The organism is Bradyrhizobium sp. WSM4874 (assembly GCF_055811835.1).
In genome coordinates this window covers 151,329-171,052 of the sequence record NZ_JBVVPR010000004.1, presented here as the reverse complement: position 1 = coordinate 171,052, position 19,724 = coordinate 151,329, and the positions used below count along the sequence as shown (strand labels likewise).

Here is a 19,724-nt window from a genome sequence, read left to right as displayed (position 1 = left end):
GTAGTGTGCGCCGCAGCAGGGTTAATTTTGTGTGAATGGATCGACTGGAATGACCGTAATCGAAAGCGTGGTGTCGGCGGAAGCTGCGGAGCGGAAAATGCCGCCGGGCGTGCTGGTCGAAGGGCCGGTGGTCGAGGCCAAGTTTCGCGATTCCTACATCTCCTTCGTCATCATGATCGGCGGTTCGATCGCGGCGCTGGTCTGGGCCTTCTGGCAAGGCATCGGCTGGGTGGAGGTTTCGGTCTTCGCCGGCACATTCGCGCTGTCCACGGTCGGCATCGGCTTCATGCATCGCTACTTCGTCCACCGCAGCTTTCGCTGCGGTCCGGTGATGCGGACGCTGTTCGCGGCTATCGCCACCATGGCGGTGCAGGGCTCGATCCTGAAATGGGTGAGCAATCATCGCCGGCATCATCTTCACTCCGACAAGCCCGGCGACGTCCACAGCCCTTACTATGACGGCGACGGCAACCCCTATGTCACCTTCGCCAAGGGGATGATGCACGCGCAAGGCGGCTGGGTGTGGGACCAGGCCACCACCGATGCCGGATACTACGCCAAGGATATCCTGGCCGACCCGATCGCCATGTTCTTCACCAGGACGCGCTGGTACTGGTACGCGCTCTCGGCGGTGATCATTCCGGGCGCGATCGGCTACGCGTTCGGCGGCGTGCACACGATGACCGGCTGCATCCTGTTCTCCGGCCTGTTCCGCAGCTACCTCATGACCATGGCGACATCGCTGGTCAACTCGGTCTGCCACAGCGACGGCCGCTACGGCTACCGCCGCTTCGATCTCGACGACGGCACCACCAACGAGTTCGTGACCACGATCCTCACCTTCGGCGAAGGCCTGCACAACAACCATCACCGGTTTCCGCGCGACGCCTACATTTCGCACGCCTGGTACGAGATCGACATCAACGGCCTGATCATTCTCGGGCTTGGTAAGCTCGGGTTGGTGCACGACATCTTCGCGGCGGGAAGCAGGACGCCTCACTCAGGAGCAGACGGCGGAAAACGTCCGGTGGCGGACACGGAAGCGATGGTCTGAGGTCGCTGTAGCCCGGATGGAGCGCAGCGCAATCCGGGACCAGCGTAGCTTGGCGCGAGATCCCGGATTTCGCTGCGCTCCATCCGGGCTACGGTCCTTGACCGCCGCAAGCCGCAGAAGCTGCCGCTTTATCGCGTTGACCCGCATGCCGCGTTGAATTTTCCGCATGAACGCCATCGGTGAAATCCAAACCTAAGTTGTGTTCGGAGGGAACTCTGGCCCGATGGGGCCGTTGAGCCTGTGATCCCCGAGCGTAGCGAGATCGAACCTCCGATCCTCGCCTGAGTAACCGCCGTCGCGTTGTGAGCGCGGCTCGGCGCGAAGCGTGCTCCGTGCGTACCAACCGGAAATCTTCATGAACAACCCCGATGTTCGCAATCCGATTCAGATCGACCGCGGCTCCAGCCTGGCGATCTCTCATGAAATAGCAGACCGCCTGCGGATCAAGCTTCGCGGCGAGCACGACCCATTGCCGCAACATCTGACGGCCCTGGTCGACCGCATTGCGCAGATTCGCAGCCATTCGAACCAAGCGACGCTCGTGATGACCTCCGGATCGGATTCAGCATGTTAGACTTTTCGAATGCATCTTTTACGCCTGAAACCATCGGCATCATGAAAACTGCGCTGGACACGGCGGTTGCGTCACTGCCGGCCCCGGTCAGCTCCGCGCATGTCCGGTCGATCGCGGAAACAATCCTTCGCACAGCGAAGGAGGGCGAGCGAGACCCCGTCGTCCTGGAGCGCATGGCGTTGATGGAGCTTCAGATCTCGCCGCGTGATTGAGGCCGGTCCGCGAGCTTCGGCGCAGACGTGCTCGCATTGCCCTGCGGGCTCACCAATCCGGATCGCCGTAATAGGGATCAACCATATAGGGCGGCGGCATCCACGGCCCTCGTGACGGCCGGGGTCGCCGAGGTGCGGCCGCTTGCGCGTGCGGCCGTGCCGGCGCAGCGGTCTCGTTGTTCATCACGCTGCGCGCGGCGGGTTTCGCCGATGCGGGTGCGGATGAAGATGCGGATGACGTCGTCAGCTCCTTTTGCAGCGCCTGGACCTGTGCGGCGAGGCGCGCATTGGCCGCCGCATCCTTCTCCTGCGCCGCCTTGAGCTGCTGAATGGTGTCGGCCTGCTCGCGCAGCGTCTGTTCGTTGCGGCTTTTCAGTTGCTCGAGCTTTCCGTTCATGTTCGCAAGCTCGCTGGTGATGGTCTTGAGCGATTGCGCGAGATCAGACGACGAGGGGGCAGGCGTTGTGGCGCCAGTTCTTGAAGCGTCAGGTCTTGAAGCGTCGGGCCTTGGAGCGTCGGGTCTTGAAGCGTCAAACCCTGCATTGCTCTCCGTGTCCTTGCCGGCCGGCGGCGCGGGCACCGTGCCGGGGTCATCCGCGGCAGCCAGCTGCACGGCCGGCGGTTGCGCCGGACTTTCCACCGCGGACGCTTGCGGAGGCTCAGTTGCGGCCGGCGGAGCCCATCGCGCCATGATCGATTTGGCCATCGACCTGGCCTCATCGCGATATTGCGAAGCGAAGGCGGCACCGAGAACGCCGATCGCCAGCACGAGACCGACCAGAGCGCGCATCATGGGCCGATCCGCCTTCAGGCCTTGGGTGCGAACCGTGCTGGCCGGCGCCAGCGCCGCGGCCTTGGGAGTCTTGTCCTCGGGAGCCTTGTCCTTGGGAGTCTCGACAGTCTCCGCACCGGCGCTTGCTCGCGAGGGCCGTGGGCTTTCGCTGCCGCGTTCCATTCCGGAAACCAGCCGGTCCAGCCGCGCCAGGTCTTGCTCCGCGCTCTTGATCCGGTCGTAGGCCCGCGCCAGCCCGCCGTCGGCGCGCTCCACGTCCGGCTTGGGCGCATCGGGCTTGGGCGCGTCTGGCTTGTGGTCGTCAGGTTTGGGGTCGTTCGTCTCGGGCACCGATGCGCTCTCGATCCAGTCGGCGTCAATGGGAAGTGCGGCAGTCCGATCGTCCGAACGATAAGTCTTGCCGCCGTCCAAGACAACGCGCGTGCGAAGGAGAAATTATGGCGAGGCCTCGGGGTGGGGCGGTCGCGGGGTATGCAACGGGCGCCCTTGATCTGGATCAAGCATGCAGCGCCCGACCGTCGCCACCGTGCAGACATTCATCGGAAGGAACACATGGTTCAGACAAGAGCGATCATCCTTGGTGCCTTCGCGGCCCTGCTGCTGGCCGTGCCGGCCAAGGCACAGGTGCTGGTCGACGTTTCCAAGATCAGCTGCGACCAGTACATCACCCAGCGTATTACCCACATGCAGACCGTGAACGTCTGGCTCGCCGGGTTCTACGCCGGCCGCCGCAACAATCCCGTCGTGGATACGCAAGCGCTGAACAAGAACGGCAACAAGCTCTCGCGCTTCTGCGAGTCGCATCGCGAGATGCCGCTGCTGGACGCGGTCGATGCCAATACGAAGTAGGGGCCGAGGGGGGCGCGGGCGTTTGCGGTCGTGTCGGCCTGACCATATCCCGCATTACGGCGACGTGCACTGAATCTACATCGACAGGTGAAGTGCACTGTCACCGTCATCGCCGGCGATCAATAGCGACCGCCGTGGCCCTTTTGCTGCGTGATCCAGTCCGACAATGTTTTCGGTGTCGATCCCACGGTCCGGCCCGGTGATGCCTTCGGATTGTCGCGAACGCCTTTCGTCGGACGGGTGCGCGGCGCTTCCGTTCCGTTGACGCTCTTCGAGCCAGCGATCGATGCCTCCGCGGCTTCCTTCTCCAGGCGCAACTGTTTCAATCGCGCCATCTTGAGGCGCTCTGCCTCGACTGCGGGTCCTTCGGACAGCAGCGGCCTGTGTTGAGCCACCTCCGCCGGGACGATGACACCGATAATGGTTGTCTCGCCGAGCGCCTTGCAGGCTTCGAGCCGATGCAGTCCCTCGACCAGAACGAGGCGGTCTCCGTCGAGCCGGACGGAAATGGGTTCCTGTTGTCCGATGTCCAGCATACTTTCAGCGATCTCCCCGACGATCTCGGGCTTGATGGCTTTCTTCTGCTTCGTGGGAACGAAGATCTTCTCGATCGGGAAGCTTTCCGGTTTGGGCATAATCTGACTCCGCTTCTACCGGGCCGTCGGAACCGATGCCGGCGGTGGTCGGAGTTTAGGAGGGAAGGGCTCGACCGCAAAGGTAATTTCGGCGGCGGGGTGTTGATGAGCATCGAAGCTGGAACCAATCTGGATCACGGCGACTACATTGACAGTTCACTTAATCGAAGCCGTCCGTCAAACGCGAGCCGAAGCCGCAGATCGGCAGGACGGAGCGAATTAATTTGGTGCACTGTCATCGTAATTCCCGGGTTCTACGCCGGCCGCCGCAACAACCCCGTTGTGGACACGCAAGCGCTGAACAGGAACAGCAACAAGCCCTCGCGCTTCTGCGAGGTCCCATCGCGAGATGCCGCGGAGGGACGCGGTCGAGGCCAATACGAAGTAGGGGCGGCGTGCAGCTCAGGGCGAGGCGTCCGCGGACGGATCAGCCAGTTAGGCGGCGTGTTCCGTGGATCGCGTTACATCGCCGCGGCCCGCGAGAAGGCCGGCAACGGAGATATCTTCGTCAAGCGCTTCCCAGTGCAAGCCGACGCGGCTTAGCTCGACCTGGTTGCGTTCGTCTGGCGTTGCATGGAGCAGGCGCGGAAACCACGCAAGCGGGATCCCGAGTGTCCTTCCATCGGACAGTTCGACCCACATCGTGTGTTCGTCGAAGCGAACGCTAGTTGCCGAAATGGTCATGCCAAGCCTTCAGAAGAAGCTCGCGGTTGTCTTCCACGACGCGCAGGATATTCGAAAGTTCCCGCGGATTGAAGCCATAACTGTCGGCTATTGATATGCCAGGCTCAAGCCAAATCTTGGCGTCCCGGCCGCCGCCTTTGACATGTATATGGGGCAGCTCGGGTGGCTGCCCCTCATTTGAGAAGAAGTAGTAACGCAAGCCGCCCTGGCGTAATGCAACTGGCATCAATGCCTCCGGGCGGCTTGCGCTATTGGTATCAGCTACACCCCGTCGTGCTTCCGCAAGTATCGCACTTCATACACGTGCCATTCCGCACCAGCGTGAAGTTGCCGCACTCGCTGCACATCTCGCCTTCGTAGCCCTTGGCTTTGGCTTCCGCGCGGCGCTCGGCTTTGCTGGGCACCGCGACTTGCGCGCTGCCGGCCTTGCTCCATTGCAGGGCCTCTAACTTCTCGGTGGGCGAGAGGTCGTGGGCCACTTCCTGCTTCAGCGCGACCGCGCCTTCCAGGACGTCGCCGGCACGGCCTGCGCCGTGCGAGGCGAGCGAGGTCACCTTGCTGCCGCCGGCCGGAGCGCTGTCGTTGCCTTGCGCGACCGCGGTCGAGCCGCCGCGCATCACCACGAGGTTGTCGGTGCGGGAGCGGGTGAGGCCGCGCGACACCAGCTTGGAGGCGCGCTGGCCGTGATCATCCGGCTCCTTGCCTTCCTCGACGCCCTTGCCGAGCACGTCGAACCCGGTCTCGCTGGGATCGACATGGGCGAGGTCGAAGCGGCTGAGATAGCTCACCGCCAGCTCGCGGAAGACGTAGTCGAGGATCGAGGTCGCATACTTGATGCTGTCGTTGCCCTGCACGGGGCCCGCGGGTTCGAAGCGGGTGAAGGTGAAGGCGTCGACATATTCGTCGAGCGGCACGCCGTACTGGAGACCCAGCGACACCGCGATGGCGAAGTTGTTGATGAAGGAGCGCAGTGCCGCGCCTTCCTTGTGCATGTCGATGAAGATCTCGCCGATGCGGCCGTCGTCATATTCGCCGGTGCGCAAATAGACCTTGTGGCCGCCGACGACCGCCTTCTGGGTGTAGCCCTTGCGGCGATCCGGCATCTTCTCGCGCTCGCGCATCACGATGATGCGCTCGACCAGCTTCTCGACGATCTTTTCCGAGACCTGGGCGGTGCGTGCCGCCATCGGCTTGTCGTAGAGATGCTCGACCGCATCGTCCTCGTCCTCATCGTCGGCGATGAGCTGCGAGTTGAGCGGCTGGCTGAGCTTGGAGCCGTCGCGATAGAGCGCGTTGGCCTTGAGCGCCAGCTTCCACGACAGCATGTAGGCGGACTTGCAGTCCTCCACGGTGGCGTCGTTCGGCATGTTGATGGTCTTGGAGATCGCACCCGAGATGAAGGGCTGCGCCGCCGACATCATGCGGATGTGGCTCTCGACCGAGAGATAGCGCTTGCCGACCTTGCCGCAAGGGTTAGCGCAGTCGAACACCGGATAGTGCTCGGCCTTGAGGTGCGGGGCACCTTCCACCGTCATCGCGCCGCAGATGTGGACGTTGGCCGCCTCGATCTCGCGCTTAGTGAAGCCCACGGCCTGGAGCAGGTCGAAGCCGGGGGCCGCGATCGCCTCGGCGCCGATGCCGAGCTGGTCGCGGATGAAGTCCTCGCCAAAAGTCCATTTGTTGAAGGCGAACTTGATGTCGAACGCTGTCGGCAGCGCCTTCTCGACCTTGGCAATGGCCTCGTCCGTGAAGCCCTTGGCCTTCAGCGTCGAGGCGTTGATGCCGGGCGCGTTGGAGAGCGAGCCGTGGCCGACGGCGTAGGCCTCGATCTCCGCGATCTCGCTCTCGCGATAGCCGAGCGCGCGCAACGCGGCGGGGACCGCGCGGTTGATGATCTTGAAGTAGCCGCCGCCGGCGAGCTTCTTGAACTTCACCAGCGCAAAATCAGGCTCGATGCCGGTGGTGTCGCAATCCATGACGAGGCCGATCGTGCCCGTGGGCGCGATCACCGTGGTCTGGGCGTTGCGATAGCCGTGCTTCTCGCCGAGCTCGAGCGCCGCATCCCAGGCCGCTTGCGCGTGGGTGACGAGGTCTCCTTGCGGGCAGGACACCAGGTCCATCGGCACGGGGTTGACGCTCAGCGCCTCGTAGCCGTTGGACTGGCCATGGGCGGCGCGGCGGTGGTTGCGGATCACGCGCAGCATGTGCGCGGCGTTCTTCTTGTAGCCGGGGAAGGTGCCGAGCTCGGAAGCCATCTCGGCCGAGGTCTTGTAGGTGATGCCCGTCATGATCGCGGTCAGCGCGCCGGCGATGGCGCGGCCTTCCTTGCTGTCATAGGACAGACCCATGGTCATCAGCAGGCCGCCGATATTGGCGTAGCCGAGGCCGAGCGTGCGGAACTCGTAGGAGAGCTCGGCGATCGACTTCGACGGGAACTGAGCCATCATCACCGAGATTTCGAGCACGATGGTCCAGAGCCGGCAGAGGTGCTCGTAGCCCTCGACGTCGAAACGCTTGGAGGGGATGTCGTAGAACGTCAGCAGATTGGCGGAGGCGAGGTTGCACGCCGTGTCGTCCAGGAACATGTATTCCGAGCACGGATTGGAAGCGCGGATGTCGCCGGACGCCTTGCAGGTGTGCCAGTCGTTCATGGTGGTGTTGAAGTGCAGGCCCGGGTCGGCCGACGCCCAGGCGGCGTAGCCGATTTTTTCCCAGAGGTCGCGCGCCTTCAGCGTCTTGGTGATCTTCTTGGTGGTGCGTCCGACGAGATTCCAGTCGCCGTCGGTCTCGACCGCGCGCAGGAAGTCGTCCTTGAGCGAGACCGAGTTGTTGGAGTTCTGGCCGGAGACCGTGAGATAGGCTTCCGAATCCCAGTCGGTGTCGTAGACGTCGAACTGGATGTCCTTGTAGCCCTGCTTGGCAAACTGGATGACGCGCTTGATGTAATTGTCGGGCACGAGGCTGCGGCGGGCGAGCTTGATTTCCCGGCGCAGGGCAGGGTTCTTCTCGGGATCGAAGCAATCGTCGCCCGAGCCTTCGCAATTGACGCAGGCCTTGAGCACGGCCTTGAGGTGCTTCTGGTTGATCTTGGATCCGGTGACGAGAGCGGCGACCTTCTGCTCCTCCTTCACCTTCCAGTCGATATAGGTCTCGATATCGGGGTGATCGACGTCGACGACGACCATCTTGGCGGCGCGGCGCGTGGTGCCGCCCGACTTGATCGCGCCGGCGGCGCGGTCGCCGATCTTGAGGAAGCTCATCAGGCCGGACGAGCGGCCGCCGCCGGAGAGGCGTTCGCCTTCGCCGCGCAGGCGCGAGAAGTTGGAGCCGGTGCCGGAGCCGTATTTGAACAGGCGGGCTTCGCGGACCCAGAGGTCCATGATGCCGCCCTCGTTGACGAGGTCGTCACCGACGCCCTGGATGAAGCAGGCGTGCGGCTGCGGATGCTCGTAGGAGGATTTCGAGCGCGTCAGCTTGCCGGTGAAGGGGTCGACGTAATAATGGCCCTGGCCGGGGCCGTCGATGCCATAGGCCCAGTGCAGACCGGTGTTGAACCATTGCGGCGAGTTCGGCGCGACCATCTGCATGGTCAGCATGTAGCGGAGCTCATCGTAGAAGGTCTGGGCGTCCTCGTCGGAGGAGAAGTAGTTGCCCTTCCAGCCCCAATAGGTCCAGCAGCCGGCGAGACGGTCGAACACCTGCTTGGCCGAGAGCTCGCTGACATAGCGCTCTTTCTCGGGCAGGAGGGCGAGCGCCTCCGTGTCGGGCACGGAGCGCCACAGGAAGGAGGGGACGGACTCTTCCTCGACCTTCTTCAGGCGCGCGGCAACGCCGGCCTTGCGGAAGTACTTCTGGGCCAGGACGTCGGAGGCGACCTGCGACCACGCGGTCGGCACCTCGACATTGTCGAGCTTGAACACGACCGAGCCGTCGGGATTCCTGATCTCCGACGTGGTCAGCCGGAAATCGATGCCGGCGTAAGGTGACTGTCCCGAAGTGGTGTGGCGCCGCTCAATCCGCATGGTCTTGCCCCGTCCTATCTTTGACCGAACCGCCTCCGTTCAGGCGTGCCGGGTCATCATTTCATTTCGCGGTGCTCGGCGGCCGCCTGGCCCCTGGCATCGCAGTTCAGCCGGTAGACCCGGCCCGTTTTCTCCCGACGCGATTGCTCGATGCGCGCACCGATCATCCGCCGGCACGTCCAGACCCATCCGCCCCAAAGGGATGAGCCCGACATGCGTTCAACGCCCCACAACGTCACGTCTTCAACCATTGCCATCCGAGCCTGTTTCCAGCCCGTTCAGGCGCCCGAAAAGTCCGCTCTCGCCGGGCAGACAAGCCCGTATCCCGCTGCCTTTGTCTGGCTTGGCGGAGTGCTGTTTTGCAGACCCTTTGGGGGAGTGCCGGCGGGACGCAAACACACTCGCGCCGAACGGATCGAAAACTAGGACTCTCCGTTGCGCCCGTCAAGAACTAGTGCGAGTTCCTGAATCAAATACTAAATATGGTGGATTGTGGGGGATAACAGGGGGCAAGCCCGCACCTGTTGTGGAGCCAAGTATCAGTGAGTCCTCAGGGATTCCCAACCGAAAAAATTTGCATCTGGTGGTCCTGCTGAGGCTTCACCCCGCTGTTCACAGGGCAGGTATATTTTTAAGTCGCGGGCTTGCCTCAGCGGGACTCACGTAGGGCTACGGTAGGTAAGGGCAGGCATGCCCGCCGGGCTGGTGGTGGGAGGCGCGAATCCGCGCCAAGCTGCGCTTGATTTTGCCGGACTACCCACATGCTTGATTCGACCCGCCGGGATGCGCGCGCGCGCATCGCCCCGGCCGGCCTGATGTTCCTCGCCATCACCTCGGTGGGCTGGGGCTTCAACTGGCCGGTGACGAAATTCCTGCTCTCCGAGCTGCCGCCGCTGACCCTGCGCGGGGTGACCGGCGTGCTGGGCGCGGTGCTGCTGGCGGCGCTGGCGCTGATCCGCCGCGACAGCCTCCGGGTCCCGCGCGAGATCTGGCCGCGGCTCGTGACCGCCGCGATCCTCAACGTCACCGGCTGGATGGTGCTGATGGGCCTGGCGCTGCTGTGGCTGCCGGCGAGCGAAGCCGCGCTGATCGCCTACACCATGCCGGTCTGGGCCTCGCTGATCGCCTGGCCGGTGCTGGGTGAGCGCCCGACCTTGTTGCGCACCATCGCGCTGGTGATGGCGTTTGCCGGGCTTGCCTCGATCATGGGCGGCAACGGTTTTGCCGCCACCGCGGACAAGCTGCCGGGCATCATCATGGCGCTGTGCGGCGCGTTCGGCTTCGCGCTCGGCACGGTGTTTTCGAAGAAGTACCCGATCCGCCTGCCGCCGATCACGGCCGCGGCCTGGCAGATCGGGATCGGCTGCCTGCCGATCACGATCATCGGCCTCGCCGTCGAGACCACCCATCTGGAGCTGGTGACGCCGGTCGGATGGTGGCTGCTGGTCTATTCGACCGTGGTGCAGTTCTGCATCGCCTATGTCAGCTGGTTCGCTGCCCTGGCGCGCCTGCCGGCTTCCGTCGCCGCGATCGGCACGATGGCGGTGCCCGTCATCGGCGTCGTGGCATCCGCGATCGCACTCCACGAGCCGCTGGGAGCAGGGCAGATTGCCGCGCTGATCTTCACGCTGGCGGCGGTGGTGCTGGCAACGCGGTAGGCGCCTAAATTTCGGTGACGACCGACGCTTCACACCGCCTTGTCTCCGAACGCAGCGGGAAGCGTGGTGAGGAACGACATCACGCGCTGTGTGCGCAGGGGCGGGCGGCGGTCGGAGGTGCGCAGCATCCATAGGGGCTCCGCCGGCGCGCGCCAGGGCGCAAGCACTTCGACCAGCCGGCCGGCGCGCAGGTCTTCATGGACGAGCCACGCCGGCCCCCAGCCGATGCCGAACCCATTCGCGATCAAAGCGAGCGAAGCGTGCGCGTCGTCGCAAATGTGCTTGGGCTTGGGCGTGACGCGAATGAGTCCTTTGCCGCGCGGGTCGGCGAAGCGCCAGGTGAGGATCTGACCGCTCGCGGGATTCCGGAAGCCGACGTGGTCGTGCGCGGAAAGCTCGTATGGCGTAGCCGGCGCGCCGCGCGCGTTCAGATAGGCAGGCGAGGCGCAAGCGATCTAGGAGAACGTGCAAAGCCGCCGCGCCTGATGGCCGGGCGCGCGGTCGAGGGGCCCTGAGCGGATCGCGACGTCGACGCCTTCCGCCGCGAGATCGAGAATCTCGTTGCGGAATTTGACCTCGATCTCGATTTCCGGCCGTACCCGCAGGAATGCGGGCAGTCGCGGCAGGATGCAGGCGCGCGCGAACGAGGCGGGGGCGGTCACGCGCACACGTCCGCCATCGTCGCACGCGACTTCGCCGAGCGCGGATTGGACACGGGCGAGACTTTCGGCCAACGCGCGTCCCGCCGCCATTAGCCTGTCGCCCTCTTCGGTCAGCGCCAACGAATGGGTGGAGCGATGCAAAAGCCGCAACCCGCGAGCCTTTTCGAAGCGGGCGACCGCCTTGGACATTGCCGAGGTGGTCGTCCCCGCCCGCCGCGCGGCTTCGGCGAAGGAGCCCGCCTCGACGACACGGACGAAGGCGAGGAGACGTGAGAGGTCGGGAGGTAAAGTCGTTGTGGACATGCAGTCCACATAGTCATGGCTATGCAGTCACTACAAGAGCCATTCCCTAGCGGCTAAATACGGAGTGTCAGCGCGCAATCTGCGCCGCTAGAAACCGCGGGAAGTCCCATGAACCCCATCGAAATCACCCTGCAAGCCCTCGACGCCGCCGAGCGCGCGATTCCACCCGGCCAGCCGGTTTATATGCTCAATCTGCTGCGCTACCGCGCGTATGCGCGTTACGAGGACGGATTCGACGCCGCGCCCTGCTCGGGCCGCGAAGCCCTTCATGAACGCTATAGGCCGGCATTTCGGCGCCTCGCGGCCGGTAAGCCGCTCGTGCGAATGTTTTCCGGGCCGGTCCTGACGAGCCTCGTCGGCGCGCCAGGCGAACGCTGGGACGAAGCGGCGATCAATGAATACGGCGATTTCGCCACCTTCCGCTCGATCGTCGATACCGAGACTTACCGGCGCGAAGCCGCCCCGCATCGGCACGCGGCGCTCGAGGATTTCCGGCTGTTCGCGCTCGCCAAGGCGATGTGAACGCATTGAGGCGATGGCCTCTGCATTCGCCTTAACGGAGCACTTTTAGTCATCGGGAGTTTGTCTTCGAGCACCTGCTGGCATACTCCAGGGAGGTCGAGATACCGATGCGGGTGACGTTGGGCGGATCTGGCTGTAACAGCTCAAAGGCGCGGCGCCCATTTTGACCGGGTGGCCATCGAAAAGAAGAAGCTGGCGGCGCGGAATGAGTTGGAATGGCCCAAAGGAAAACGTGAGTTCCTCTCGACGCCGGCCTCTCTGCAATGTCTCCGTGGTAGCCCGCATTCTTCACTGCCAAACGACGCGACAGTGCGTTGAAAATATCATGCGTCACAAGGCTGCTGAACATCGCGATTTTGAAAAGCACGATCGCAGCGAGCATTTTGTCGCAGGATCCAAAGCGTTCCTTGGGCTTCGTGCGGCCCCTGCCACGAACGGCGGATTTACCTGATTTAACCGATCCGCACCGCCCACCGGACTATAGTCGCTCGATCGCAGTTTCGTCCGTCCGAAAGGTATCGCAATGAAACACCTGATCCTGGGAGCACTCCTCACCATGGCGGCCAGCCTTCCTTCGTTCGCGCAGACGCCCGCAAGCAAGCCCGTCTCGATCGTTCTCGTACACGGCGCCTTCGTTGACGGCTCGGGCTGGAAGGCTGTCTACGACATTCTGACCCGCGACGGTTATGAGGTTTTGGTCGTCCAGAACTCGACTGCAACGCTCGACGGTGATGTCGAGACAACGCGGGAGGTCATACGCAAGGCGGGAAAGCCGATCATTTTGGTAGGCCACTCGTATGGCGGTGCCGTCATCACCGAAGCCGGAAGCGATCCCAAGGTTCGCAAGCTTGTCTATATTGCCGCTTTCGCGCCAGAGGTCGGAGAATCCGTCTACGAGCTCGCGACGCGTCCTACTCCGGGCGAGGCCGGTGCACCGTTGTTGCCGCCGAGCGGCGGCTTTCTTCTGGTTGATCCGGCGAAGTTTCCGACTGCGTTCGCGCAGGATGTTGATCCGTCCATCACCGCCTTCATGGCCGCAGCACAAGTTCCGTGGGGACTCAAAGCGGTCGAACACAAGATCGTTGGCGCAGCATGGAAAGACAAGCCCGTGCACTACATGCTGACAACGCAAGATCACATGGTGCCGCCCAGCACACAGCGCTTCATGTCTTCGCGAGCAAAAGCGAAGCTTACCGAGCTGCCGAGCAGCCATGCCGCGATGCTCTCTCACCCGCGGGAAGTTGCAGCCTTCATCGAAAGCGCAGCCGGAGAAGCAGATTGATATCACCGGCACCATGCTGGCGGCAATATTACGACGTTTGGGCTTAGTGCCTTCACAAGACTCAAGGGGAATACGATGACTCAACACGTCCTGGTTATTGTCAGCAACGCGGCCGTGATCGGTCCGCACAATCGTAAGACGGGCTTCTTTTTTGCCGAGGTCGCACATCCGTTCGATGTGCTTGACAAGCCAGGCATTGCCGTTGAGTTCGCCTCTCTAAGGGGCGGGTGGACGCCATATAATGCCTACGACGAGAAAGATCCCGCGCAGAAGTCTTTTCTCGAAAGCAAGGCCTTTCGCCGTTTGAATCGCAGTCGCAAACTAGTTGAGGTGGATGCTGCCGATTACGAAGCCATCTTCGTGCCAGGCGGTCTTGGACCGATGGTCGACATTCAGCGTAACCCCGTCGTTCAAAATGCAGTCGTGCGTGCCTGGAGCACTGGAAAGTTTGTAACTGCCGTTTGTCACGGTCCGTGCGCGCTGCTCGGGGTAGACCTAGGCGATGGCAAGCCGTTCGTGCAGGGCAAGAAGCTTACATCGTTCTCGAAGAAGGAAGAGTACGACTACGCACGCGAAGACGTTCCTTACGAACTCGAAGATGCCCTGCGGGCAGAGGGTGCCGAGTATACGTCCGCAGCAAACTGGCAACCTCACGTCGTCGTCGACGGACGCCTCATCACTGGCCAGAATCCCGCCTCGGCCGGGCTCCTGGCCAAGGAGTTGCTGGCAGCACTCAGAAAATAAAGAATAGGCAGCCGAGCATCGCCTGGCTGACCTGGAGGCCGCATTCCCCGAGGAAGCGTGGTTGATAACAATGCCTCGGACGCAGAACTCGAAGTGAAGGTCTGCTTCGGGGGCATACACGTTGGTTCGCCGGTAGCTCGACGACTTCCGGTCTACTCCCGGCTTCGGACACTTCGCTGTAGCGCAAACTGGAGCAATGGGCCCACGAGCGGACGCATCGCGACTCAGCAGTTCGCAACTTTCGATCGCCCGCGTCAGCGCGCAGCTAACAATTCCGCCAAGGCCGGGGCGTTATGACGGTTCAGCCGCGCTTGGCGCCCGCGGTGACCTCGTCTTTGTGGGCAGCGAAGGCTTCCAGAACTTCGGTTTTCTCGCGCTTCGGGATTTTGAAGTGATCCAGGGTCCGTCCGAGTTCCGCTGCGACCTCGTCGAACTCTGCAGGTGAGATCCGGAGGTTGCGATGGGCCTCCTCAAGGCCAAGCGGGGTTGCGCCGGGCCTGGTTGCTGCAAACTTGAAGGGGCCACCCGAAACGTCGCAGACCCACAACGTGCGCATGAATTTGAGGCCGGGGAGCCTTTCCAGGCTCTTGGTGTGCCATTCTCGGAGCTGCGGATTCTTGGACTTCTGGCCGACGATGGGATTCTTCACGACGGCATCGCTGAAGTGATCCACTACAGCCGCGATGGCGAAAGCGCCGCCCAGCCGCTCATAGAGGCTTTTCTCAGGCGTGGTTTGCTTGTTCTGTGCTTGCGCGTTGTCCGCACTCGCCAAAGCCATGGGGACAGCAATCATCGCCAATCCTGCGACGATGCTTCGTCGCGTGATGGAAGTCGAACGAGTCTTTGTCATTGGCAGCTCCTTAGAGATGGCTCAAAAGGCCTCACCGCCTTGAGCACGGTGTGTCGTAGCTCGGCGTCCTCCGATGCCAACGGGTACGCCGCCACTGTTGGCGTTCAGGCCCCGTCTGATCGGCGCTCTCCTTGCTGTCTCCTTGGATGGCTTTGAAGCGAAGAGGTTCCCGTCAAAAATCGAAGTCGACGAACAAAACCCGCGCCACGAATGTCCGGACTGGGTCACAAGTCGCCGATCACGCCCAACGTAGGAGCTTCCGCTTGGCCTTGGTGAGCCGACGTTATGTACACGGCCTGTCCTATTTCGACGTCATAGACTTGATCGCGGGCGTCGCCTCGAAGGCCAGAATTGTCGGTCTCGATCTGGTCGAATTGGTGCCGGAGCGTGATGTGCAGAATATCGGGGCAATCTGCGCAGCGCGGATCATCTGCAACGCCATTGGATGTGTCGCCAAGCAGATGCGCTAGCCGGCCGGCATGCCTCCCAGCGCCTTCCTGATCATCTCGGCGAGCTGGTTGCGGCGGTAGGGTTTTGTCAGCAGCATCACGCCGTCGTCGAGCTTGCCGTGGTGGACGATGGCGTTGTCGGTATAGCCCGAGGTGTAGAGCACCTTCACGCCGGGGCGGATCGTCGCCACCTTGTCGGCGAGCTCGCGCCCGCTCATGCCGCCGGGGATGACGACGTCGGTGAACAGCAGGTCGAACGGCTGGCCGGCCCGGATCAACTCCAGCGCGGCCTTGCCGTCGGGCGCGGCGACGGTCTGGTAGCCGAGGCTCTGGAGCTGCACGGTGACGAAGTTGCGCACCAGAGTATCATCCTCGACCACGAAAATGGTCTCGGCGCCGCCTTCCGCCTGCGGCGTCGTGGTGGGGGCCGCCTCGGCCATGCCTTCGCCCGGCGGCAGATAGAGCTTGATCGTGGTGCCGTGGCCTTCCTCGCTGTAGATCTTGATGTGGCCGCCGGACTGCTTGACGAAGCCGTAGACCATGGAGAGGCCGAGGCCGCTGCCCTTGCCGACCTCCTTGGTGGTGAAGAACGGCTCGAACGCCTGCTGCTGCACCTCGGCCGGCATGCCGGTGCCGGTGTCGCTGACGGCGAGCATCACGTACGGGCCGGGCCGTACGTCGGGATTGTTTTGCGCATAGGCCTGGTCGAGCACGACGCGGTGGGCCTCGAGCAGCAGCTTGCCGCCGTTCGGCATGGCGTCGCGGGCGTTGATGGCCATGTTGAGCAGGGCATTGGTGAGGCGGGACGGATCGATGTGCGCGGTCATCTGCCCCTGTTCGAGCACGGTCTCGATCTCGATCTGCTCGCCGAGGGTAGGGCGCAGCAGTTTCGCGATGTCCCCGACCGCGGTGTTGATCTCGACGTTGCGCGGCTGGAGCGGCTGCCTGCGCGCAAAGGCGAGCAGATGCTGGATCAGCTCGGCGCAGCGTTCGGCGGCCTCGTCGATCAGGCGCGCCACGCGCTGGAGGTCGGGCTGCTGCTTCAGGCTTGCCACCAGCGTCTCCGTATTGCCGGAGATCACGGTGAGCATGTTGTTGAAGTCGTGCGCGACGCCGCCGGTGAGCTTGCCGATGGCATCCAGTTTCTGCGACTGGTACAACTGCCGCTCGGTCTCGCGCGACATGGTCGCGTCGTGATAGACCAGCACCGCGCCGGAGACGTTGCCTTGCCCGTCCAGCATCGGCCGGCCGCTGATCATGAGATGGCGGGAAGGATTGCCGCTGTGCGGGCGGACGATCATCTCCATATTCTCGAACGGCTCGCCGCGAAGCACGCGTGCCGACGGCAGCTCGTCGGGCTTGAGCGGGGTGACGCCGTCGCCGTGAAGCACACTGGACATCGCGCGCAGATTGCGCAGGTTCATGCCGCTCCGGTGCAGCAGCATGCGCTCCGCGGCCGGATTGGACAGAAGGACGTTGCCCTCGGCATCGATGACCAGCACGGCCTCCGCCATGCTGTGAAACGTGCTCTGGAGCACGTTGACCGACAGGCGCAGCTCGTCATGCGCGGTGACCAGATGCTCGGTGCGCTCGGCCACTGCGGACTCGAGCTGCTGCTTGGCGGCCGTGGTCTCCAATAGCGTGCTCTTGAGTGCGCCCTCGGTGCGCCGGCTCTCGCGCATCATCATCACGACCAGCAGCAGGATCACCAGCGCGCCGGCGAGGTCGATGCCGAGCAGCACGATGCCGGTACGGCGCGAATCCTGGGAGCGCGCCGCGAGCAATCGTTCTTCCTCTGCGCTCAAACGATCGAAATTGCCCATCACCGTGTCCATGAGGCCACGGCCCTCGCCCTTGCCCTGCACCGCGGCAATGCCGGCCTGATCGTTTCCGGCGCGCAGGCGCATCACTTCGGCGGCGATCTCGATCCGGCGGAGCGCCAGCGGCTCGGTGCCCTCGAGCAGCGCGACATGTTCGGGCGTGTCGCGCACGCTGCGCTTGAGGTCGGCGAGTGCCGGTGCGATCCGGGCGTGCACCGCCTGGAATTCTTCGCTGAAGCTCGGGCTGCGATAGATCTCGTAGCCGCGTGCGGCGCTCTCGGCGCTGCGCATCAGCACCCGCAGGTCGGAGATCTTCTTCAGCACCTGGACGGTGTGATTGACCCATGCCGCATCGGACCGTGACTTGACGTCGAGGCCGATCGAGGCTGCGGTGATGATCAGGAGGATGGCAAGTCCAGCACCGAGAATGACGCGCTGCGTTGGGATCAAGGGGCTTCTTTCTTGTCCTTCGGCTGTGAGCCATCGCCCGGCCCGGCGATGCATTCCCGGATCGTGGTCAGCAGCGCGTCCGGCGTGAACGGCTTGCGCAGGCAGCGGGTCGCGCCGAGCTCCAGCGCCATCCGGAGGAAGTCGGGAGAGGGCGAGGCGGATGACGCGAAGGCGTAGCCGGACATCGCGATCAGCGGAACCGCCGGCGCGCGCTCGTGAAAGATGCGAATGGACTCGAAGCCGCGCATATGCGGCATGAAGATGTCGACCAGCATCACATCGAAACTCTGTGTTTCGAGCGCAGCCAAACCCGTTTCTCCGCCGTCAGTCAACGTGACGTCGAAGCCCTGGCGCTGGAGGAGGACCTCGATGGTCGCGCCGACCATCGGATCGTCATCAACCACGAGAATACGCGGCATGACACTTCCCAGTCATCGAAGTCCCCATAGCCAAGTTGATACAGGTGAATCGCGCGTCGGGTCAATTTGGGATTGGATAAGGGTAGATATGCACGGTGCGGTGAATAAAGGTCCGCTCGCGTCGGTTGGTACGCGGCATTGCAGATGACGAACACGCGAAACAGGTGAAGCGCCCCAATGCAAAAAGGCGCCGCATCGCTGCGACGCCTTCTTCTTCAAATGTTGCCGGTGTGCTTACGGGCAAGGATGACGCTGGCCGTCATAGCCCAGATAGGTGCCGGACGCCGGATCGTAGGACTTGTAGCGCTGCGCGCAGTAGCCCTCGGAGTCGCCGCCGCTATCGGGGACCACGGCCACTGACGGCTCGTCATAATAGCTGTCGTCGCCATAGTAGTAGGGGTCGTTGTAATAGCCGCCGCCGTAATAGGCGTACGAGCCGAGGCCGCCGATCGCAGCACCCGCGGCGACACCGGGCCAGAACCCGCCGCCGCGACGATGATGCCAGTGACGACCACTCCAATTGCCGCTACCGCCCTGCCAGTTGCCCGCAGTCGCGACGCTGCGTGTCCCGCTGTAGGACGGCGAAAAGGCCTGTCGGCTCGCGGTGCCGCCTACGAAGCTGCCACCGCTGGGACGTACCGCTGCGCCGGCGGCGAAATTGCCACCGCCACCACCGATCCTCGCGCCGCCGAAACTGCCGCCGCCCATGCGGGCGCCGCCACCGCCAAAGTGAGCACCCCCACCACTGAAGTGAGCGCCGCCGCCACCGCCGCCGAAGTGGGCACCGCCACCTCCGCCGCCAAAGTGGGCACCGCCGCCACCGCCGAAATGCCCACCGCCGCCACCGCCATGTCCGCCGCGACCTTGCGCGAAGCTTGGCGTCGCCAACGGGAGAACCAGCGCCACGGCCGCAGCCGCGCTCAAGACTTTCAGACTCTTCATGATCAAAACTCCTTTTCCCGGAAGCAAACCCCATGAAAGGGCTGTAGTTCCTGGGATCACGGCGGTTTGCGTGCGAGGATAAGCTTTCATGGCCACGCTGTATCCGGCATGAACGGATCGCGTCCGATTTGCGGCAGCGTCCGTGTGCCCGGCGACCGCATCTGCAGCGGGGCACCGCCGCCCGCGCCGAACTGGACATTTCGCCGTCCGGATGGCATCAGGACCCGACGAAGCAGGGCCCTTGCCGCATGAAACAGTTCTTCCTCAAGTTTTTCACCTGGTGGAATGGCCAGACGTTTGGCACTCAACTCTGGACCAAGCGCTACGGCGAGCTGGTCGGCCAGGACGAACAGGGCAACCTCTATTATCGCACCCGCGGCGGGGCGATCGATCCGGCGCTCGGCTTCGAGCGGCGCTGGGTGGTCTATAACGGCTATGCCGAGGCCAGCCGTATCCCGCCGTCCTGGCACGGCTGGATGCATCACACCGTCGACGTGCCGCCGACGCAGGACAACTACCAGCCGCGCGAATGGGAAAAGCCGCACCAGCCCAATCTCACCGGCACGGCGAACGCCTACCGTCCTTCGGGCTCGACGCTCGCCAGCGGCAAGCGGCCGAAGGCGACCGGCGACTATCAGCCCTGGACGCCCAGCTAGGCTTCCGATCCCCGCCTGAATCCTTGTCGTAGGAGTGGATGCACCCGCATCCGCCTCGCTTTGCTGTGGACAGCGGGAACAGCGGGGATGATTGCTGCGCACTGGTTGCAGCCGTGCGAGCGATGCGGCTCAATGGTCGCATCT

General features: G+C 63.6%; 20 protein-coding genes and 1 pseudogene. 10 read left to right on the top strand and 11 right to left on the bottom strand.

Translation table 11 applies throughout. The features are described from left to right. The first annotated feature begins 49 nt into the window (after nt 1-49). The 3 genes from AC0L3P_RS06060 to AC0L3P_RS06050 all read left to right on the top strand — a co-directional run bounded on the left by AC0L3P_RS06060 (nt 50) and on the right by AC0L3P_RS06050 (nt 1,840). The gene (locus AC0L3P_RS06060; RefSeq protein WP_473301289.1) at nt 50-1,054 is read left to right on the top strand and encodes an acyl-CoA desaturase; all 1,005 of its coding nucleotides are present in this window, start codon (nt 50-52) and stop codon (nt 1,052-1,054) included. 355 nt (nt 1,055-1,409) lie between these two features. After that, entirely contained in the window at nt 1,410-1,628 is a 219-nt protein-coding gene (locus AC0L3P_RS06055; RefSeq protein ID WP_473301288.1) for a hypothetical protein, read from the top strand. Next, nucleotides 1,622-1,840 (top strand): hypothetical protein, encoded by a 219-nt coding sequence (locus tag AC0L3P_RS06050; protein ID WP_275171878.1) that lies wholly within the window; start codon nt 1,622-1,624, stop codon nt 1,838-1,840. Before AC0L3P_RS06055 ends, AC0L3P_RS06050 begins: the two co-directional genes overlap by 7 nt. Before the next feature lie 49 nt (nt 1,841-1,889). Here the strand turns inward: AC0L3P_RS06050 and AC0L3P_RS06045 are convergent, their stop codons facing one another. Beyond that, nucleotides 1,890-2,963: a hypothetical protein gene (locus AC0L3P_RS06045; protein WP_473301287.1), complete on the bottom strand. Its 1,074-nt coding sequence runs from the start codon at nt 2,961-2,963 to the stop codon at nt 1,890-1,892. 222 nt (nt 2,964-3,185) lie between these two features. On the opposite strand from AC0L3P_RS06045, the gene AC0L3P_RS06040 reads away from it, so the two are divergent. Beyond that, nucleotides 3,186-3,482 carry an HdeA/HdeB family chaperone gene (locus tag AC0L3P_RS06040; protein ID WP_473301286.1) on the top strand — a complete coding sequence of 99 codons (297 nt, stop codon included), beginning with the start codon at nt 3,186-3,188 and terminating at the stop codon, nt 3,480-3,482. 119 nt (nt 3,483-3,601) lie between these two features. Here the strand turns inward: AC0L3P_RS06040 and AC0L3P_RS06035 are convergent, their stop codons facing one another. The 5 genes from AC0L3P_RS06035 to AC0L3P_RS06015 all read right to left on the bottom strand — a co-directional run bounded on the left by AC0L3P_RS06035 (nt 3,602) and on the right by AC0L3P_RS06015 (nt 9,080). Continuing rightward, nucleotides 3,602-4,117 (bottom strand): ParB N-terminal domain-containing protein, encoded by a 516-nt coding sequence (locus AC0L3P_RS06035; protein ID WP_473301285.1) that lies wholly within the window; start codon nt 4,115-4,117, stop codon nt 3,602-3,604. 435 nt (nt 4,118-4,552) lie between these two features. Next, nucleotides 4,553-4,801, bottom strand: a complete 249-nt coding sequence (locus tag AC0L3P_RS06030) for a DUF2442 domain-containing protein (RefSeq protein ID WP_473301284.1) — start codon at nt 4,799-4,801, stop codon at nt 4,553-4,555. After that, complete coding sequence (locus AC0L3P_RS06025) at nt 4,782-5,027, bottom strand: DUF4160 domain-containing protein (RefSeq protein WP_473278017.1); 246 nt, start codon at nt 5,025-5,027, stop codon at nt 4,782-4,784. The genes AC0L3P_RS06030 and AC0L3P_RS06025 overlap by 20 nt, the downstream gene beginning before the upstream one ends. 31 nt (nt 5,028-5,058) lie before the next feature. Beyond that, the gene (locus AC0L3P_RS06020; RefSeq protein ID WP_473301283.1) at nt 5,059-8,823 is read right to left on the bottom strand and encodes a vitamin B12-dependent ribonucleotide reductase; all 3,765 of its coding nucleotides are present in this window, start codon (nt 8,821-8,823) and stop codon (nt 5,059-5,061) included. 56 nt (nt 8,824-8,879) lie between these two features. Next, nucleotides 8,880-9,080 carry a hypothetical protein gene (locus tag AC0L3P_RS06015; protein WP_473301282.1) on the bottom strand — a complete coding sequence of 67 codons (201 nt, stop codon included), beginning with the start codon at nt 9,078-9,080 and terminating at the stop codon, nt 8,880-8,882. Between the two features lie 504 nt (nt 9,081-9,584). Here AC0L3P_RS06015 and AC0L3P_RS06010 point away from each other — a divergent pair. Next, on the top strand, nt 9,585-10,481 hold the full coding sequence (locus AC0L3P_RS06010) for a DMT family transporter (RefSeq protein ID WP_473301281.1): 897 nt from the start codon (nt 9,585-9,587) through the stop codon (nt 10,479-10,481). Nucleotides 10,482-10,510: 29 nt separating this feature from the next. On the opposite strand, the pseudogene AC0L3P_RS06005 reads toward AC0L3P_RS06010, so the two are convergent. After that, a pseudogene (locus AC0L3P_RS06005) lies at nt 10,511-11,446 on the bottom strand (LysR family transcriptional regulator). 108 nt (nt 11,447-11,554) lie between these two features. Here AC0L3P_RS06005 and AC0L3P_RS06000 point away from each other — a divergent pair. The 3 genes from AC0L3P_RS06000 to AC0L3P_RS05990 all read left to right on the top strand — a co-directional run bounded on the left by AC0L3P_RS06000 (nt 11,555) and on the right by AC0L3P_RS05990 (nt 13,994). Then, on the top strand, nt 11,555-11,968 hold the full coding sequence (locus AC0L3P_RS06000; RefSeq protein WP_473301280.1) for a hypothetical protein: 414 nt from the start codon (nt 11,555-11,557) through the stop codon (nt 11,966-11,968). Nucleotides 11,969-12,491: 523 nt separating this feature from the next. Continuing rightward, entirely contained in the window at nt 12,492-13,250 is a 759-nt protein-coding gene (locus AC0L3P_RS05995) for an alpha/beta hydrolase (protein ID WP_473301279.1), read from the top strand. A gap of 75 nt (nt 13,251-13,325) precedes the next feature. Beyond that, complete coding sequence (locus AC0L3P_RS05990) at nt 13,326-13,994, top strand: type 1 glutamine amidotransferase domain-containing protein (protein ID WP_473301278.1); 669 nt, start codon at nt 13,326-13,328, stop codon at nt 13,992-13,994. Between the two features lie 301 nt (nt 13,995-14,295). On the opposite strand, the gene AC0L3P_RS05985 is transcribed toward AC0L3P_RS05990, so the two are convergent. Then, entirely contained in the window at nt 14,296-14,787 is a 492-nt protein-coding gene (locus AC0L3P_RS05985; protein WP_275172012.1) for a group I truncated hemoglobin, read from the bottom strand. Between the two features lie 329 nt (nt 14,788-15,116). Here AC0L3P_RS05985 and AC0L3P_RS05980 point away from each other — a divergent pair, with 329 nt between their 5' ends. Next, entirely contained in the window at nt 15,117-15,314 is a 198-nt protein-coding gene (locus AC0L3P_RS05980; protein ID WP_473301364.1) for an arginase family protein, read from the top strand. Here AC0L3P_RS05980 and AC0L3P_RS05975 read toward each other — a convergent pair. The 3 genes from AC0L3P_RS05975 to AC0L3P_RS05965 form a co-directional block, all read right to left on the bottom strand. Beyond that, on the bottom strand, nt 15,311-17,563 hold the full coding sequence (locus AC0L3P_RS05975; protein WP_354054870.1) for a CHASE3 domain-containing protein: 2,253 nt from the start codon (nt 17,561-17,563) through the stop codon (nt 15,311-15,313). The two genes, AC0L3P_RS05980 and AC0L3P_RS05975, sit on opposite strands and share 4 nt — an antisense overlap. Continuing rightward, on the bottom strand, nt 17,560-17,982 hold the full coding sequence (locus AC0L3P_RS05970) for a response regulator (RefSeq protein ID WP_275171893.1): 423 nt from the start codon (nt 17,980-17,982) through the stop codon (nt 17,560-17,562). Before AC0L3P_RS05970 ends, AC0L3P_RS05975 begins: the two co-directional genes overlap by 4 nt. A 234-nt stretch (nt 17,983-18,216) precedes the next feature. Then, entirely contained in the window at nt 18,217-18,924 is a 708-nt protein-coding gene (locus AC0L3P_RS05965; RefSeq protein WP_473301277.1) for a BA14K family protein, read from the bottom strand. 248 nt (nt 18,925-19,172) lie between these two features. Between AC0L3P_RS05965 and AC0L3P_RS05960 the strand changes: the two genes are divergently transcribed. Continuing rightward, a complete protein-coding gene (locus AC0L3P_RS05960; protein ID WP_354054866.1) occupies nt 19,173-19,580 on the top strand; it encodes an NADH:ubiquinone oxidoreductase subunit NDUFA12 in 408 nt (135 codons plus the stop codon). Nucleotides 19,581-19,724 lie beyond the last annotated feature (144 nt).